General features: G+C 44.0%; 13 protein-coding genes. 1 reads left to right on the plus strand and 12 read right to left on the minus strand.

Annotation, left to right across the window (positions count from 1 at the left end; genetic code table 11):
* Window positions 1-357: 357 nt before the first annotated feature.
* Together WJR50_RS08125 and WJR50_RS08130 are read right to left on the minus strand one after the other, a co-directional pair.
* The gene (locus WJR50_RS08125; RefSeq protein ID WP_341292751.1) at window positions 358-1,383 is read right to left on the minus strand and encodes a FecR family protein; all 1,026 of its coding nucleotides are present in this window, start codon (window positions 1,381-1,383) and stop codon (window positions 358-360) included.
* Between the two features lie 151 nt (window positions 1,384-1,534).
* The gene (locus WJR50_RS08130; protein ID WP_341292752.1) at window positions 1,535-2,143 is read right to left on the minus strand and encodes an RNA polymerase sigma factor; all 609 of its coding nucleotides are present in this window, start codon (window positions 2,141-2,143) and stop codon (window positions 1,535-1,537) included.
* Window positions 2,144-2,843: 700 nt separating this feature from the next.
* Here WJR50_RS08130 and WJR50_RS08135 point away from each other — a divergent pair.
* Entirely contained in the window at window positions 2,844-3,722 is an 879-nt protein-coding gene (locus WJR50_RS08135; RefSeq protein WP_341292753.1) for a c-type cytochrome, read from the plus strand.
* 226 nt (window positions 3,723-3,948) lie between these two features.
* Here WJR50_RS08135 and WJR50_RS08140 read toward each other — a convergent pair whose 3' ends face one another.
* The 10 genes from WJR50_RS08140 to WJR50_RS08185 form a co-directional block, all read right to left on the minus strand.
* The gene (locus WJR50_RS08140; protein WP_341292754.1) at window positions 3,949-5,106 is read right to left on the minus strand and encodes a Gfo/Idh/MocA family protein; all 1,158 of its coding nucleotides are present in this window, start codon (window positions 5,104-5,106) and stop codon (window positions 3,949-3,951) included.
* Window positions 5,107-5,145: 39 nt separating this feature from the next.
* A complete protein-coding gene (locus WJR50_RS08145; protein ID WP_341292755.1) occupies window positions 5,146-5,961 on the minus strand; it encodes a sugar phosphate isomerase/epimerase family protein in 816 nt (271 codons plus the stop codon).
* Window positions 5,962-5,988: 27 nt separating this feature from the next.
* Window positions 5,989-6,795, minus strand: coding sequence for an alpha/beta fold hydrolase (locus WJR50_RS08150; RefSeq protein WP_341292756.1), 807 nt, complete (start codon window positions 6,793-6,795; stop codon window positions 5,989-5,991).
* A gap of 45 nt (window positions 6,796-6,840) precedes the next feature.
* Entirely contained in the window at window positions 6,841-7,866 is a 1,026-nt protein-coding gene (locus WJR50_RS08155; protein ID WP_341292757.1) for a sugar phosphate isomerase/epimerase family protein, read from the minus strand.
* Between the two features lie 156 nt (window positions 7,867-8,022).
* On the minus strand, window positions 8,023-9,246 hold the full coding sequence (locus tag WJR50_RS08160) for a class I mannose-6-phosphate isomerase (protein WP_341292758.1): 1,224 nt from the start codon (window positions 9,244-9,246) through the stop codon (window positions 8,023-8,025).
* Window positions 9,247-9,258: 12 nt separating this feature from the next.
* Window positions 9,259-10,338 carry an aldose 1-epimerase family protein gene (locus WJR50_RS08165; protein WP_341292759.1) on the minus strand — a complete coding sequence of 360 codons (1,080 nt, stop codon included), beginning with the start codon at window positions 10,336-10,338 and terminating at the stop codon, window positions 9,259-9,261.
* A gap of 79 nt (window positions 10,339-10,417) precedes the next feature.
* The gene (locus WJR50_RS08170; protein WP_341292760.1) at window positions 10,418-11,248 is read right to left on the minus strand and encodes a 3-keto-disaccharide hydrolase; all 831 of its coding nucleotides are present in this window, start codon (window positions 11,246-11,248) and stop codon (window positions 10,418-10,420) included.
* A gap of 61 nt (window positions 11,249-11,309) precedes the next feature.
* Window positions 11,310-14,027 (minus strand): c-type cytochrome, encoded by a 2,718-nt coding sequence (locus WJR50_RS08175; protein ID WP_341292761.1) that lies wholly within the window; start codon window positions 14,025-14,027, stop codon window positions 11,310-11,312.
* 268 nt (window positions 14,028-14,295) lie between these two features.
* Entirely contained in the window at window positions 14,296-15,792 is a 1,497-nt protein-coding gene (locus WJR50_RS08180) for a RagB/SusD family nutrient uptake outer membrane protein (protein ID WP_341292762.1), read from the minus strand.
* A 49-nt stretch (window positions 15,793-15,841) separates the two neighbouring features.
* Window positions 15,842-18,853, minus strand: coding sequence for a SusC/RagA family TonB-linked outer membrane protein (locus WJR50_RS08185; RefSeq protein ID WP_341292853.1), 3,012 nt, complete (start codon window positions 18,851-18,853; stop codon window positions 15,842-15,844).
* Window position 18,854: the final 1 nt, after the last annotated feature.

Below are 18,854 nucleotides of genomic sequence, written 5' to 3' on the forward strand. Positions count from 1 at the left end.
AGAAAGGTAGTTTTCAAGTACTTCTTCTACTGAGCCTTTTGCTGTATTTTCATCTACCTGCACTTTTTGGTTTTCTACCAGACTGAGGTCATAGGTAAAGTACACCTTATACTCAGATTGCAGCTGTTCCAGTACACTTTTAAGTGTCTTTCCTTCTTTCTGCTGTTCTTTGGTATCATCACCTGTAGTCAGGCGATCTTCATTAAAACCACTGGCGACAGCCAGTTGTTGGGGTGGCAGCGCATAGCCATAGCTACAAAGCAAGGCCAGAAGCCAGGCTAACTGCACACGAAAGAGTAGCTTTTTTTTCATAACATGAGTAGTTTAATTTGCTGGTTTGAAAATTCTTGTGATTGATTATTTCATAATGATTTCATTTTCATTTCTTTCCAGTTGTACATCAAGCATAAGTTCCAAAGTTTCCAGAACGAGGTCCAGATTGTCTGTTGGAAGGGTAGCCTTGATCTTTTTATCGGCAAGTTCATCTGAGCTAAACCGTACCTTTACACCATAGTAGTTTTCAATCAATACTGCCAATTCTGAAAGAGGCTGCTCATCCAGCATCATCTGATGATTGCGCCAGGCGGTAACCTTTTGAGGGTTGACATTAAATTTGTCCAGCCTCTGGGTTTCAGCAGAATAAGCAACCATATCACCCGGCTCCATGCGTAGCCGCTCTCCTCCAGTCATTTTCAAATCCACGATCCCTTCATCCAGTGTCACTTCCACTTTTCCGGAGCGATGGTTTACATTGAAGGCCGTACCTACCACTTCCACGTCTATATCCTGCAAATGCACTATAAATTTCACTGCTTCCTTACTATCAGAAGAAATCAGCTTACTTACCTTAAAAAAGGCTTCTCCCTCCAGCCAAACCTGTCTTTGTTCTTTTTCCTGCCAGTCTTTTATAAAACGTAAGCTAGAATTTGCATTGAGAATCACTTCTGAACCATCGGGTAGCTCAAATTTTTGGGTTTCTCCGTAAGTGGTAGCAAATTCCTGCTCATCCTGATTCAATATAAAAAGAGGAAATATGATGCTGATAAGGAGCAATAAAGAAGCCGCTATGGCCATCCAGGGGGACATTAGCCGTCTATTGTCTTTAGTTTGGGGAGGGGGAGAAGAGGCATAAGCTTTCTTTTCTTTAAGACTTTCTCTGATCCTTTCTTTGGTCATCAGCATGCGTTCTGTAGACCATTCATCTTTCCTGAAATTTTGTGAACTGAGTAAGCGTTTGGCTTCCTCTATGGCCTCTTTTTTTTCAGGATGTAGTGCTAACCAGGTCTGCCAATAGTCGGCGACTTCAGCATCCCGGGTAAATACCCAACGCTGAAAGTGCTCATCCATCGCAAAGTCTAAGGCTGTGTATTGGTTATAAAGCATGCTTTCTGATATACTATTATTGTAGAGAGAAGAAGCCTGAAGATTTGACCAATGAAATCAATTTATTTTTTGAGAATTACAATTTCGTTAGATTTATACCACTATTATTAATCTATTGATAACAAAAAAAGTATTTTGTTAAGAAATTCTCTTATAAAATTGGCGCAAGCAAGCTAAATACTAACAGATAAAGAGGATAGCCTACTGAGATTTTTGTAGATAAGGCAGACGTGAGCACTTTTCTGAGTTGAGCAAGAGATTTGTACATCATTGAATAAAGCGCAGCCTTCTCTATTTTCATAATACCAGCTACTTCCTCATAGCTATAGCTTTCATAAAATTTCAGATAGATAGCTTCTCTCTGCCGAGGTGAAAGCTGCAAAATGGCACTAGCCATTATTTTTCTTTGCTCTTCGTTGCACTCTTCTAATATCCGATATGCTTCAGTAGAGAGCTCAATATTAAACTGATATGTTTCTCTATCCCATACAAGCTCATGAGATCTGGCTTCAGCCTTAAGCTTATTGATCAATAAGCGACGAAATGATTTAAAAAGGTAAGCTTTGGGGTGCTCAATAGTTTTTGGAGACTGAGAATTCTTCAACAAGCTGACAAATACATCATGGACACAATCCTCTACCAAAGATTTCTGAGAAGTAATCTTGCAGCCATAATTGTAAAGTAAAGGTCCATACTCAATATATAATTGCTCCCAATTTTGTGGGAGCTCAAATGAGGTAGTATTATGCTCACCCATCATAGGCGTTTTGTAGGTTGCTGTATCTAAAATCCAGTAGTATGCCCGTTAAAGTAGTATGAATTCGTGCAAATTCAAAGTATACCTTACTTCCTTCAATTGACATGAACCCTTAAAATTTGATCAATTGATGTGAATATTGATAGTTTATTAGACTAATATTTTGTTTTTACAATTGTTTGCAAAATTTTATTGACAAAATCCTAAAGATTAAAATATTGATGTAGTAACATTTATTTATTTTCTGATACTTTGAAGAGCGTCAAAATTTTCTTTTTAAACTTCATCATAAAAAGCTAAGTGGGATTAACTTTTTGTAAGTCAGTTTATTTCATGTTCAGATAATCAATATTAATCCACCCTAACGGTCTACCAATTGTCTAGGGGAAAAGATTTCCAGTGCTCCTCCTCTTTATACTTGAACTACAAAATCCACAGAAATTTCACCTCAGTTTAGCATAGGCATAGGGTATTATTACGGAAGTCAGCAAGCCTGCCCTCATTTCAATTTTACGTTAATTTATAGAAGAAAAGTCAATTGTCTGCATGGGTTTTCTTTGATTTATTTATAAATTAAGGTAGTATTTTTACATTCCTGAAGAAGCAAAGTCTACGAATCATATTTATTCATTTCAGCAGAAGCCTTATCTACTTTGCTTAGCATATTTCTATTTACCGCTATACACCTAAAACTATCTCTATTATGATTAAGCGAATCTTGAAAATCGCCCTTTTCTCGGTACTGGGAATTGTATTGGTGCTTCTGTTATTTTACGCCTATGTCTCCTGGGATTTCAACCAGAGAGCTGCAAAAAGCTATGGTTATGAGGTCAGCGTGCCTAAAATAAGCTATGACTCTGCCAGCCTCGCATTGGGCGCCCATTTGTCGGTAATCAAAGGTTGTCGTGATTGTCACAGTGATGATCTGGGAGGCAGAGTAATGATTGATGACCCTGCCCTGGGTAGGCTGGTACCTACTAACCTTACCAAAGGCGAAGGGGGTACTGGTGCACAATACTCTGCTGAAGATTGGGTCAGAGCCCTAAGACACGGGGTTGGACCAGACCAAAAGCCTCTTCTATTTATGCCCGCCCATGAGACCGCCAACATGACTGATAAAGACCTGGCGGCTCTCATCGCCTACTGTACCCAGTCAGCTGCTGTTACTCGCGAACTACCAGCGATTGAAGTGCGTCCGCTAGGCAAATTACTCAACTACTTTGGCAAGATGCATATGTTTCCTGTAGAAATGATAGATCATGAGTTTATCCCTCCTGCTGATATGGACAAAAGTATTTCACACGAATTTGGGGAGTATCTTGCAGTAAGCTGTACCGGCTGTCACTACAGTAATTTTAAGGGTGGTAGCCCTCAGGTGCCTGGCTCACCACCGGTAGCTGATATTACTTCTACAGGTAAGCTGGCCAATTGGACGGAAGCAGACTTTATACAAACACTACGCACCGGCAAAACTCCCGAGGGAAAAGTGATGCAAAACGAGTTTATGCCCTGGCAGATGACCAAAGAATTTACAGATGAAGAGTTAAAGTCGCTTTTCCTTTATTTAAAAGCTCAGCCCTAAGCAGGGTGAACTCTCCGAACCCATGAAAAAAGCCACTAAAAAAGTGGCTTTTATTATTCAAGAAAAAAACGGGTAGAAAACGCCGTAATACTTTGTAATTGACCAGACTTTTACCTTTACCTCTCTTATATAATTACAAATAATTGTGCGAAGTGTTATTTGATTCTTCAGTTGTAAAAGTATAAGTATTAGCCTTATGGTTTTGAAAAAACGAAAGCACAGGTGCTTAACTCCACTTTACATCAGTGTCTTTCCAACTTCTGTCTTTGGCAGAATCTAAGACAGCCTCACATACTTTTTGTGTCTCCAATGCATCTTCAAAAGTAGGCGAACAAGGCTCTCCGGTTTCAAGGCTTTTTAGAAAATCAGCCACCTGATGGGTAAATGTATGTTCGTAACCAATTGACGTACCGGGTATCCACCATCTATCCATATAAGGTTGGTCACCATCAGTAACCAGTATGGAACGCCATCCGCGAACAATACCTTCGTCATCATGATCAAAAAATTCAAGTCGGTTCATGTCGTGCAAATCCCAACGGAGTGAAGCATGCTCACCGTTGATCTCCAGCGTATAAAGCGCCTTATGACCACGGGCATATCGGGTAGCTTCAAACAAGCCTAATGATCCATTATCAAAGTGGCAGTGAAAAATACAGGCATCATCAATACCTACTTTCTGCTTTTTACCGCTTGCCTGATGCACCCTTTCTTTGATAAAGGTTTCAGTCATAGCAGATACATCTTTGATACCCCCATTCAACCACATTGCGGTGTCAATGCAGTGTGCCAGCAGGTCACCGGTTACCCCGGAGCCAGCCGCATCAGCATCCAGACGCCAGAGTGCTTCTCCTCCCTGAGGTAATTCGGGATTGATTGTCCAGTCTTGTAAAAAATTAGCACGGTAATGAAAAATTTTACCCAGCTTACCTGAGTCTACAATCTGCTTAATCAGGCTAACTGCAGGTACACGGCGATAATTATACCACACTGTGTTAGGTACTCCTGCTTTTTTGACTGCATCTACCATTGGCTTGCCTTCAGCTACTGTACGTGCCAGAGGTTTCTCACATAGTATCATTTTACCTGCTTCAGCCGCTGCAATGGCAATTTCAGCATGCATGTCATTAGGAGTACAAATATCTACCGCATCTACGTCATCGCGGGCAATTACATCTTTCCAGTCAGTTGCAAAAGATTCGTACCCCCACTGCTCAGCAAATGTTTTAACTTTTTCCGGATTACGGGAACATACCACTTTTAATACCGGACGGTGTGTTAGTTCAGGAAAAAATTGTCCAACTTGTTTATAACCATTGGTATGCGTACGGGCCATAAGCCCAGTACCAATCATACCTATTCTTAAGTCTTTTTTGTTGCTCATTAGTGTCTAAATTTTAGATTATACATTAAAACCGTTTTCTTAACGAAGCAAAGGCTTCAATACTTCATCATAATATATACCATCAGTCAGTGTCACCTGATCTGGGTCAGTGATCGCTTCATCACATTCATCTTCCACAATGATCCATCCTTTAAAGCCGGTATGCTTAAGTTCCAGGGTGATTCCTTCAAAGTCAATAATCCCTTTACCCATAGGCGCCCATCTACCATCCTGATACATATCTTTGTAATGTACACAGTTCACCAACTCACGGTACTGACGAATGATTTTGAGAGGATCCATAGCCCCTTTGGCGATGTGCCCTACATCCGGAGTATATTGAATTACCTGCTCATCCAGACCGTTCAGGAGGATTTTATAATCTTCTTCGGTTCTGTAGATTGATCCTGCGGGTGAATTGGGGTGGTAAGAACAGACAATACCCTGATCTGTAGCTCTTCTGGCAATCCCGTTGACACATGAGAGCAGGTTTTGCTGTCGCTGAGCAAGGTTCTCCCGGTCTTTTCCAGGCTTCTGTACGAGCAAAAGAATAGTATCAGGGAAATGCTTCAAAAATTTGATCCACTGTTCAGCCCTTGCTTTTTCATCTTCAGTCTCTTGGGGATTTTGCCAGTCTTCAGCCAGGCATAGCACAGATAGTTCCAGCTTATGCTTGTCTAATGCTTCCTGCATCAGCACGGGATCAGAAAAGCGCCCCATAAAACTGGTGTCTGGCTCTATGCTTTCAAAGCCGGCCCGCGAGGTAACCTCCAGAATATGCTCCAGCTTATCTTTATATTGCTCACCTGGCATTTGCCAGGTATAGGTCTCACAACCAATGCGTATTTTATTCATTGCTAATGCTTAATCTCAGTATTTATTTTACCTATGTTCTTTTAGCCAATTCTGAACCCTTGGGTTAAAATCATCAATCTTTTCCCAATGGAAAGCGTGTCCTGCATCTTCATAAAGATGTAGTTCACTGTTTGAAATGGCCTCTGCTACTTCACGCACCATCCATGCAGGAATAAAGGCGTCGTCCAAGCCGCCAATGACCAAAGATGGCTGTTTAACTTTGGACAATTCGGCCAACACGTTATGCGAAATGCATGCATGTGCCTGTCCTTCCAGTCCATGCAGGGGTTGTGGGTAGGGATCTGTAGCAGCGTCCTTCTGGCTTTGCATCAGTTCCTGGTACACACTATCCTGATCCCAGCTTGATTTATGATAAATCAGCAATTGCACAAAATTGGCAAAGTCTTCAGGCCTCAGGTGTGCCTTGGCATGCATCATATGCCTAAAGATTGCTTCGCCTTTACGGTCACAGCGAGCCCAGGGGCACATTTGTACCATTGCGCGTACTTTTTCGGAATGACGAATTGCCAGTTGTTGGGCGATAGTACTGCCCATAGAAACGCCTACTACAGCCGCGCTGCTTATTGACAGTTGATTGAGCAGCCCGGCGCAGTCGTCGGCCATCTGAGCAGTAGTATAAGCTCCTTCCGGTTTATCAGAAAAGCCCACACCACGATTGTCGGGCATTATACAACGAAAGTGCTGTGACCAATCAGCTACGTGCTTTTCCCAGACAGATCCCGGAGCCGTAATTCCCATGATGAGCAATAAGGGATCACCAGAACCCCTCTCCTCATAGTACAGCTGTATTCCATTCGTCTGAACGTATGGCATATTCTTGCTAATATTTTTTCAAAGTCTTAAAAAAATCTGGTATGCTTACGCTTTCCAGCCATGCGCTTCTCTGACTTTGATCAAAGTAGCTAAGATATCATTCCAGGTTTGTTGCTTTTCCATCACTGCATTGTCAAACATACAGCCATCCCAGCAGATGTGTTGAAAAGCTTTGGTAAGTTTACCATTTTCATCTCTTAACCAATAGCCAGCATCATGGGCAACGTCAAGCTTACCGTTAGGGTCGGTTGCCAGGCAGTGGCGGCCAGTTTTATCGTGTGAACCTGTTCCATGAACAGTACCATCATTTTGGGCAACGTGGAAGTCAATCGTCCAGGGGCGAAGGGCGTCGGTAACTTTTTTCAGCCCTTCTTCCAACGTCTTGCGGTCCGACCAGTCAAAATCTTTGGGCAAAATGCGATCTTCCGGACGGTTGTAGCCTAGTAGATACAGGAGCGTATGAGACATATCTGCCTGAAAACCTATATTAGGACGGTCTACTGCTTCTAAGGTATCCACCATTGTTTTCCAGCTGTGCATACCTCCCCAGCAGATTTCTCCTTCGGCAGCCAGTTTTTCGTCAAAATCAGCAGCTACATCGCAGGCTTCACGAAAAGTCTGAGCGATCAATTTGTTACTACCTGCAGGATCTTTGGTCCAGGCTTCGGGACTGGAAGCTGTATCAATACGGATGACTCCGTAGGAACGGACACCGTGTTCACGCAATACTTTTCCAAAATGGCAGGCTTTGCGTACCATTTTTACAAAGGTCTTACGGTCTTCATCGCTGCCCAGCACCGGCCCGCCCCAGATGGGCGCCACCAGGCTTCCTACTTTCAGGTTATACCCGGCAATTTTATCAGCTATTTTTTTGATGTCGTCATCCGAGCTGTCCACATTAATGTGTGGGTCTAACAGACCGAGATCAACGCCATCAAATTTGACTCCATCTACCTCAGCGGCGGCAGTCATTTCCAACATGGTATCAAAAGGAATTACCGGCTCAGAATCAGGTCCTTTACCTACCAAACCAGGCCAGGTAGCATTGTGTAGTTTTGGATAATTGTTCATCGTTCAGGTTGTAAAATTTTATGGTTAAAAAAATAATTATCAGCCGTATGCTCACCATAACAAAATATGGAAAATTATTGAAGATTACACATTCAATAAGCACGTATAAAATGTTCAAAACCATGACATTTGGTTATCATGGTTTTGTCACAAGAATTAAAGCTTCAGGTCAGGATTACCTGGCCCAAAGTGTTTTAACATTACGATAGGATCAGTCTTGGAAGTGTTCACGATCTTCACGCCTTCTTTGGCAGCATTTTCACTGACGAAAAACTCATCATAAGTAAGTTGTCCATAACGGATGAGTGAGGGGGTCTCAATCTCCCAAACACCCATTGTACCACGTCCCTGCATCATGATCATGCCATAGCAAGCACTGTCTTTGATGGTAACAGTCGCTCCGGGTAGCACAGTAAGTTCTTTGGCACTGAAAGCATCAGATTTATAGCAAATCCAGTTTTCCACATAACCATCGGCCTGCATTTCTTCCATTGCCTTAACCGGTACAGGTGCCATAAAACGATTTTCCTTCATATTAGGATCTACATTCAGCTCCCAGTCCAGCACATTCATGAGATGATCAAAATCTCCGATTTTATCTTTAGGCGTACAGTTCCAAAGCAGCTCCTCAGGAATAATGGCTTCATTCACCAGCGACTGGTACATAGCGAATACATCGGAAGCCTTCTGAGGCTCATAGGTACACATACTGCCGGGAGCATGCAGCAATCCGGGAGGCACATCCCAGCCGGTGCCAGGCTCCAGGCGATAAGCCGCAGAGAAATTGGTAATCTTATTATCTCCTTTGGTAAAGTTTTCCAGGCACTGACGAACTTCTTCTTTGGTAGTACCGGGAGAGATACCAATGAAAGTGTAGGGGAAATCGCCACCATGGTTATTTACCTGGGGAGGAAAATAATAGGCTTCGGGCTTACCCAATTGTCCTACCATCTTAGCATACTCATCATTATGGTGTACATGGTGAGGAAGCGGCCCCATATTGTCAAAAAACTTGGAGTACATCGGCCAGCTTTCATGCTCATTCCAGATACGATCGCCAATCAAATTACCTTTCAGTTCACTGACGGCATCTCTTAAGAGAAACTGCTGTTCTTTATTTCCATCCGTAAAAACCACTGCACTTAGTCCTTCATTTTCTCCGGTGAGAGGTCCATTTTTAGCGGGAGTAGTGGAAGAGAACCAGCGCTCATCTATGCCTCCTCGTTCTCCTCCCAGCACATAATAGTCATCGGGATGTAGTTTTATCCTTCTTCCCGGTACGCAGAAAGAGCGTGGTACCCAGGTAGGAGCCAGACGTAATATACCTTTGCCCTGATCTAATGCTTTCTGTGCTAAACTCGCTTTTTCAATTGTTTCCATAGCGTAGTGTGTTCATCTTAAGTTGTTGTGATATAAAAAATTTCTGATGCTTTCTTCATTGTCAAATACTTCCACTTCCAGCTCATATTCTCTTCGCTCTCCGGGCGCCAGATGAATGAGTGTATCCGTTTTGCGTGCTTTTGCCTGCCCTATCGGTGGATTGGTGCCTGGCTCCAAACCAGTCACATACTCACCTTTGCCCCAGTGCTGCCAGTTGGTCAGCCAGGGCAGCTGCTCTTTTTGAAACTTAAGTGCTAAGGCCAGCTCAAGCTGAGGATTGTGTACGCCACAGCAGCATAGGCCCTGCTTATTTGCTTCAACATCAATAAATGCTGCCTCTTCTCCCCCTCCACTGTGACTCTCCATAGGCGGAGGACAGCTACGAAAATTATGATCTTCTCTAAAAATTTCTGCTTTTTCTCCTTCCCGTGCATGCCACTTGCCTTTCCATAAAATCTCCGCACCTTCATCTACCAGCGGCCAGCCCAGGTTAAAATGGTACAGCATCATGTGAGGTACTGTCGTATTTCCGCGGTTGAGCACTTCGTCATGGATACGGATAAAAGCCTGCCCCAGAGTAGCGGAAATGGTACGTCTAAGTTCCAGACTGGGACCAAATACCTGGGTCTGCTTTATCTTTCCGGTGATGCTCATTTGCATCTTCCCAGCTAATGGATCAGGCTGAATGACAGACTCTACTTCAGCAGGCAGATTGCTGATTCTTCCGTGAAGACCACGTTCCCCATACTCATCAGACTCCGGACCTCCTACATGGGTGAGTCCGCAGGTGGTAAACAAGCCTCCTCCAAAAGTTTTGATCCAGTCAATACCCTGGAGACTCATGGGCTGAGGAGAGGTAATTCCAGTATGACTAAGCCAGGCCAGACTGTGCTGATTGTAAAAAGCATCCGCAATATCCATGGCCCGGTCCAGCACTATTTTATAGCGCAAACCAGTCCCAGTATTGAGCCAGGCAATACGAGTTCCCCGCCCTAATCCATTGTCAATTACGGAAGTCTCAATACCTCCAAGCTGTGCAGGATTGGAGATTTTATTTTTCCAGCTTTGGTTTTCTGCCTCGCTTTCTACCATAAAAATCTATGTCACTGTACTTCTACATCTTCAGAGTTACTCGGGGAGAACGCTGAAGAGGGAAAGAAGACAATAAATTTTACAATTCTTTCAAACGGATATTTCTGTACTCTACCTTCATGGGAGGGCCAACATGCACTTGCACACCCAACAGGCCTTTCATATTGCGGTTTACCGTATCATTATCTGTTACATCGCTCATCAGAACGCCATTGATGTAGTGCTGCATGCGGTTCCCTTTAATGATCAGGTGGGCTTCGTTCCAATCCTCTGCATTGATTTTGGCTTTTAAAGCCTCATCCTCCCCCAGGTTTCCTGTCACTTCAGCATTTTTCCAGGCATTCCTTTCTACGTTGGCACGTAAAGAGCCTTCTTCGTTAGGGTTGGGCTGGCTGCTGATGCTTGTTTGTTGCCCGCGATAGGCCAGAGTAGTACGCTTACGCTCTTCGTAATTTTGTCCGGTATAGCGATTTCTTCCATCAATATCTGCCTGATAACCTCGGAGTGCATAAGGAATAGTATCCAGGCGTTCACTACGGTAGTTGATACCGCTATTGCCCGTCTCAGTAATGCGAAATTCGGTTTTCAGCTCAAAATCAGCGGGCTCTCCTCCCTGCCAGATAATAAATGAGTTGGCTTTCAGCTCATTACCAGGCGTGATCTCCCCAACCAAGCTACCGTTTTCTACCCTCCACAAGCCAGGATCACCTTCCCATCCCTCAAGGTTTTCTCCATTGAAGATGGTTACAAAACCTTCTGCATCCTCATTTGCTGTGTTTTGTACTGCCAGATTTTCTTCAGTGGAACTGTCCTCAGCATTATTCTCGCTAGCGCTTTGGCAACTGCTGACTATAAAAGCCAGCAGCAGCGCTCCTAATGGGATGTATCTTAAAAAATTTCTCTTCAGCATAGGGTTTGGTTTCGTAGTTAGGTTGTATTTAAAATGTACAATTGAGTTAAGACATAGAAGCTTATTCCGTACTTTCTGTACTGGCTTCACTTTCACCTTCCTGATAAATGGGATGATCCGGGTTGCCTCCTGCCATGAGGTAAGCAATCAGATCCCTAAGTTCATCCTCGCCCAGTGCGTTAATGGTACCGGGAGGCATTACTGATACAGCAGACATTTTGGTATCTGTTACTTCCTCCTTGGGTACTTCACGGATTACATCCGGGGCAAATGGGTTTTGGGAGAGGTAATAGTTCTCTTCATCCTGATCGGTAAGCCTGCCTACTACTGATTGACCGTTTTTGAGATATAAGACAGTAGAAGCATACTGATCGGAGATCGTTTTATTGGGTTCAACGATCGCGGTAATCATATCTTCGGCAGAAAAACGAGTACCTAATTGGGTAAGGTCAGGTCCGATGATACCCCCTTCTCCCCGCATGCTATGGCAGGTGACACAACGGGTAGCGAGGTACATATTCTGACCATTTTCAAAGTCTCTGTTCTCCAACCCACCACTATCCAGTACGGCTACTGCTTCTTCCAGATCCCAGTTATTACGAGGCCCTTTGGGTTGAGGCACATCAGCCAGATCTCTACCGTTGTTAGCAAGTAGTGAATCACCAGACATTTGGTTATAATAGTCAAACTCGCTCTTGGGCACATGGGTAAGCGCTTCCTGACGAGCTTTGTCAATAAAGCCTATGTAGCTGTTACCTCCTTTGAAGTCAAAAGCATCGTAGAACCACTTAAAGTATCTTTCACGCAGTTCTGGAGTCCAGCCCGAACGTTGTTTGCTAAGTACGGTGGCATAGTAAGTCTGCTGAGCAGGAGGCACATTTTTAAGCATCTGGGCGATATCCAGTCCGTACTGAGGGTTTCGCAGGATCAGGTCTGAGCCATCAGTAGCAGCATTCGCCTGTTCTGTAAGGCCACTGTTATCTTCTTCCAGTAGCGTCAATGTAGTTTCAATAACATTGGGGTCATCCAGATATACTAACAGCTTACTTAAAGAACCGTTGAGCACTTCTTTATCAGCCGGATAATGGGGGCTAAGGTAGTCTATCATGGCCTGACGGGTAGTGGCAGAGGGCATACCCATACGTGCGAGTGTGACTTCAAATGCTCTTAATAAATCTACCTGCTGGGCTTCACTGAGTGTACTGTAATCTATTTCAGCAAGTTTATTCAGGATTTGGTTTTTCAAACTTTTATTGCCGTGTCTTGCCAATGCTATTGTACCTTGAATCAGCGTCACCGGATCTTCTTCCTCAAGCACCTTGCTTTGCCAGTTGCTTACGGGCTGATGTTCTACGGCAATGCGGGCGGCATACCTTACAAAACGATCAGCGTGATTCAAATAAGGCCATGCTGCTTCCAGCCCACCAGATTTCCCATCTTCATGGTACTGCTCCAGGCGGGTTCTGAGTTGATGTGCTTCAGTAACATCTGCCTCTTCAAGAGAAGCCAGTGCAATATTGCTTTCTTCTCCCCCATCATAATACACTCTGTATAGATCGGAGTCCAGACGGCGGCCCCCGGTCATGAAATACATTGCGCCATCAGGGCCTATCACACCATCAGTCAGTGGTAAAGGCATTCCTGAAATAAACTCTTCTCTCTCACCCTGATAAGATGCACCCTCTGGAGTCAAATGGATTGCGTAGATGATACCAAAACTCCAGTCAAAGGCAAACAAAGCACGGCGATAAGGCTCAGGGAAGGCGGCAGTTTTTCCGTGCAGCACTCCGGTAGGAGACCCCTGGCCGATATTCAGCACTGCTGGGAGGTTGTCGGGATAGGCGGGAGACCATTTACCATTACCGGTACGCCATCCAAACTCAGCACCGCTGGTTACATGACAGATACGGGTAGGACGATACCAGGGCATTCCCAGGTCCCATTCCATATCCGAATCGTAGGTAAACATATCCCCGGCTTCATTAAAAGCTAAGTCAAATGGGTTACGAAAACCCGCACCAACCAACTCCCAGCGCTCTCCTAGTGAGTCAATATTGGCGATCCATCCCCCCGGGGCTTCCCGGTCGTTTGCATGTCCCCGGGGGTCTTTGATCAAAGGAAAAAGGTTATCGTTGGTCCATACCTTAGGAAGGCGATAAGCGTCCATCTCCGGTATATCGGTATGATTTCCGGCAATCACATAAAGAGACTGACCATCAGGGCTGGGAACGATGCTGTGAGGCCCATGTTCGCCGGCACCTTCTAAGGCTTTCAGTAAAGTAATTTTATCAAACTGGTCATTGTTATCAGTATCCTGCAGGCGATATAACCCGCTTCCTTTCTCAAATTCATCATCACCACGATGGTTTACCATCACGTACAGACTGTTGAAGTGCCACAGCAAGCCTTGTGCGTAACCCATCTGTATGACTGAGTCTGCCACGGGCTCTTCAACCTCAATTTTAAGTTTTTCTATTTTTGGCGTTAAGGAATCGGAACCGATAGGCGCCAGTTCCATACGGTACAAGGCTCCATACTGATCAGATGTAATCAAGCGGCCTTTATCGTCAAAAGTCATAGATACCCAGGAACCCATTTCATTTTCTGAGGGGCTGTATAAATGCTCAGCCTTGAAGCCATCCTGAAGCTTGAGCTTTTCTACTTTAGGATCAACAGGTCCGCTTTCCACATCAGCCTCAGTCTCTGGGGTAGTGTTACAGGCTGAAATGATCAGCACATAGAGGAGGGTGAGTGCTTTAGTTAAATGATTCAGATTCATAGGTGTATGTATCAGTAGTAATTTCTTAAAAGGTAATTCAATTTGTCCGTATTCACTTCCTATTTAGCAAAATTATAGAAACAGTAAATTTATAAGTTCTATAAAATAACGTATCCTGTACCATTATGGTCTGATACATTTTTTGCAAATCCATCAAAATTTTATCTATCTGTTAAAACAACAACACGCCAATGAAATGAGCATGTGGCTCATTTCACCGGTGTGTTGAAAAGCTTGAGAAGCAATTTAGGGTTATATATGCGTTCTCCTAAAAATGAGGGCTTAGATCGGCCTCCGCTGCGGGTAGCGCGTATTTCAAACTGATATTGGTAAAGGCATTGCCTCTGGGCTCGGCACCTTCAGGGTAATAGTAATCCTGAGGGTTGGCTTTTATACGATTTCCATAAGCAGTGATCACATCAATCGCTCTACCTGTTCTGACCAGATCAAACCAGCGCTTGTTCTCAAAGGCAAGCTCTACTCTTCTCTCCCGGAAGATAGCTTCTCCTAGGTCACCTTCAGCAGGACCTAAGCCTGCCCGGCTACGTACTTGGTTCAGATAGCCTTCGGCCTCGCCTCCTTTGCCCTGCTCATTCAGTGCTTCTGCCAAAAAGAGCAACACTTCGGAATAGCGATAAACGGGCCAGTTCATACCGTGATTAGCGTGCAGGGAGTGAGGATGAGCAAATTTCTTAATGTAAGGATAAGTTTTGTCTGCCCAGAAACTTCCGTCAATGGTGATATAACCTACGGAAGCCTCTTCTCTTTCATCACCTTCCTCATATGCCGCAATGATATCGGGGGTAGGGATGTTATTACCTTCACCATTAAGAGGCTGAGGATTGGAAGTACCAGTAATAGTAACCAGCTCTTCCGGTGCCATTGGGCGAGGCATGAAAGCATAAATAAAATCACCATTGAGCCCATCAGGCCCTTCTTTGAACTGAACCTCAAATACGGATTCCATATTGTTCTTATTGCCAGTACTGGTTGAGAATGCATCCGCGTAGTCTTCCATCAGGGCATACTCACCGCTGTTTACCACTTCTTTGAGCAGGCTTTCTGCCTCGGCCCATCTTTCCTGTATGATATATACATTGGCCAGTAGGGTTTTAGCTGCTCCTGAGGTAGCTCTACCCTCTTCCTGCTCAGACTTGGGAGGCAGTAAACTGGCGGCCTGCTCCACATCGCTGATGACCTGGGCATAGATATCTTCTTCGGGTGAAAGTGGCAAGGCAGCTTCCTGACGAACAGTAACTGGTTCCAGATGCAGCGGTACACTTCCGAAATAACGGGCCAACTCAAAATAGGCAAAGCCTCTTAAAAATAAAGCCTGACCTTTCAGATTGCTTTTCAGATCCGCATCAAATTCAACATCATCAATTTCAGCTAAGACCTGATTGGCACGGGCAATGATCTGGTAATCCTGGATGTACTGATTAGTAACGTGCGTGTTGGTAGTTACACCTCCATCACTGGGAATGGCAAAGTCAGCAATATCTTCCTGCTGTTCAGTTGCTCCGAAAAGGATATTACGTGCATAGTAAGTATTATCAGAGTGCATTTCACCTAACAGCCAGGCTCTGTCATCAAAAATAGTCCTCAACGGAACATAAGTTCCGTTCACCGCCTGCTGGAAGTCAGAGGCAGTATTGAAGAATGTAGCTGAACTTAAGGATGTTTCAGGTACAATGGTCAGAAAATCATCCTGGCAGCTGGGCAATGCTAAGCCTAGTGATATTAATAAAACATATATTTTTTTCATGGTATTATAGCGTAAGGTTGTCAAAATATAAAAGATTATATTTCTCATATTAGAAGTTCAGGTTTACACCGATGGTATAAGTACGGGGAACCGGGTAGCCGGAAAGGTCTACGCCCTGGCTCAGGTTACCTCCGTCACCATCTCCGTCATTTTCCATACTGGTTTCAGGGTTGGAACCACCCCAGTAATTGGTAAAGATGTAAGCGTTTTGTATAGAAGTATAGAGGCGGGCAGACCTGAACACATTGCCTAATCCATTGAAAGTATAGCCCAGCGTAATATTTCTGATGGTGAAGAATGACGCATCCGTTACAAAACGGCTATTTATCCAGTCTCTTTCTATACCAGTTACATTTCCACCTCCTACAGTAGTACCAAAGAAACCTTTACCGGGGTTTTCAGGGGATCTGAAACGGTATTTCACTTCACGCATCAGGTTAAATACACCATCCAGGTTGGTGGTACTATAAAGGTGGCGAACCAATAGCTCATTACCCTGAGAACCAGTACCTACGATGCTCATATCAAAATTGCCAAATCTGAAATTGTTGGTAATACCATAGGTGAAGTCAGGAAAAGGATTTCCCATGATGGCACGGTCATCGTTATCTCCTCCACGAGTAATTACACCATCACCATTAACATCTACCAACTTAATACTACCCACGGTGGATCGGCCTGGCACCTGAGGAGAGTTGTCAAGATCTTGCTGGTTCATGTACACACCATCGGCAATATGACCATAGAACTGCCCAAAAGGCTCTCCCACTTTAGTGATGTGATAGGTTCCATATACCCTGTCAATTCCTTCAGCCAGCTCTTCTACAATATTTCTGTTGAATGAAATATTAAAGTTGGTAGTCCATCTAAATTTACCAGTAGTATTAATGGTATTCAGCGCAAATTCATGTCCCCAGAATCTAATTTCACCGATGTTATCGTTGAAATTAGAGAAACCTGACTCCTGTGGTACCTGTACGCTGTACAGCAGGTTAGTAGTACGTTTGGTATAATAGTCATATACAAACTGGATTCTGTCCTCAAACAAGCCTAGGTCTAAGCCGATATCAAATTGCTTGGTAGTTTCCCAACCCAGGTTGCTATTGGCTAAAGAAGTAACTACTGCGCCGGGCGCTATATTTTCTCCAAAAGCAGCATTTACAGTATTGTTGATCAGCGCGTACTGCGTATAGTTACCGATATTATTATTACCGGTTACTCCATAGCTGGCTCTGATCTTAGCAAATGATATGGCAGGAATATCCTGGAGGAAGCCTTCATCAGATATTACCCAGCCGGCGGATGCAGAGGGAAATACACCCCACTGATTTTCTGAACCAAAGCGAGACGAACCATCCGAACGTACTGCGGCAGTCAGCAAGTACTTCCCTCTGTAATTATATGTAAGTCGGGAAAGGAAAGACATCAGGCTCCATTCTTCCACTCCACTATTGGTACCTCCCCGGTTGATATTGATCGCTCCCTGTATGGTTGGTAACCTGTCATCCGCGTAAGTATCTGCCTGTATCCGGGTTCTGTCTCTGCGAAACTTCTGCAAAGTAAAACCACCCAGCAACTCAAAATTATGATCTCCAAAGGTCTTGGAATAGGTAGCCAGGTTCTCATTCAGCCAGGAAAAATCTTCTACGTTTTCTCTGATAGAAACCGCAGTAGTAGGCAGCGGTACGTTAATACTTCCTGTGGCAGTAGAAGGGTTAAAATAGAAAAACTTTGAATTATAGATTTCCGCGTTAAAAGTGGATTTGAGAGTCAGTCCGGGAATAGGCTTAAACTCAACAAACGCATTGGATAAGACATTCACATCTTTTGTTTCATTTTGTAATTCTTCAACAGAACGTACCCAGTTAGCATAGGCGAAAATATTACCTGTTTCAGCAGGAAACCTGTTAAACAAGGTCAATTCACCATTTTCATCATAGATAGGCATGATAGGCCAGGTATGAAGCGCGTTAAATAAGATCCCTGTACCCCGTGTTCCATCCGTTCTCGGTATATTATCCTCTATGTAAGAAGGAGCAATATTGAAGCCTAGCCTCACCTTATCAGAAACATCATAGGTAGTATTCATACGCAAAGAATACCTTTTAAACTCCGAGTTTTTCACTACACCCTGCTGATCAAATACCCCGGCGATAATGGCAGTATTGACTTTCTCTTTGTTAGAAGTAATGGTCAGGTTATAACTTTGGATAGGGGCTTTTCTCAATAGTGCATCGTACCAGTCATTGTTTTTACCTCTGAAATCAGAAGGATCCTGGAATATCTCAGGGACTGGCTGACCGGCATCTTCGTAATACTCTTTTTTGAACTGGGCAAACTCTTCAGCATTCATCATTTCCAGTCTCCCTTTTTCGGGTACTTCCTGTATACCACCAAAAGCAGTAAAGCTCACATTCGTCTGTCCTGCTTTTCCTTTTTTGGTAGTGATCAGTACCACACCATTGGCAGCCCGGGAACCATACAGTGAAGTAGAAGCTGCGTCTTTCAGCACAGAAATATCCTGTATCTCATCGGGGTTGATGTTGCTGATATCTCCACTAATGGGAAACCCATCCACTACATAGAGTGGGTCACTACCTCCTGTAACAGATAATTGACCGCGAATTCTTACCGACATGCCTTGTCCGGGCTTACCGGTAGTTTGGTTGATCTGTACACCCGCTAAGCGACCCTGAAGTTTCTGGGTTACCTGAGCAACGGGTACATCTTTCAGTTCAGTGGCGTCAACAGTTTGAACAGAGCCGGTGACTTCCTTTTTCAGCTGGCTACCGTAACCCACAACTACAATCTCTTCCAGGCTCTGTACATCTTCTGAGAGCGATATGTCTATTACTGTTCTTCCATTCACCGCTATTTCCTGCGGGGAGTAGCCGATAGAAGAAAACACCAGGATATCATCCTCATTAGGCACATTGATACTGTACTTACCCTCAATATCAGTTACCGTACCGGTGGTACTTCCCTTTACTAATACATTTACTCCGGGCAATGCTCCCCCATTTGTAGCATCTGTAACAGTTCCGGTAACGATGGCAAACATC

Source organism: Catalinimonas locisalis, from assembly GCF_038039535.1.
In the GTDB taxonomy this organism is placed as follows: Bacteria; Bacteroidota; Bacteroidia; order Cytophagales; family Cyclobacteriaceae; genus Catalinimonas.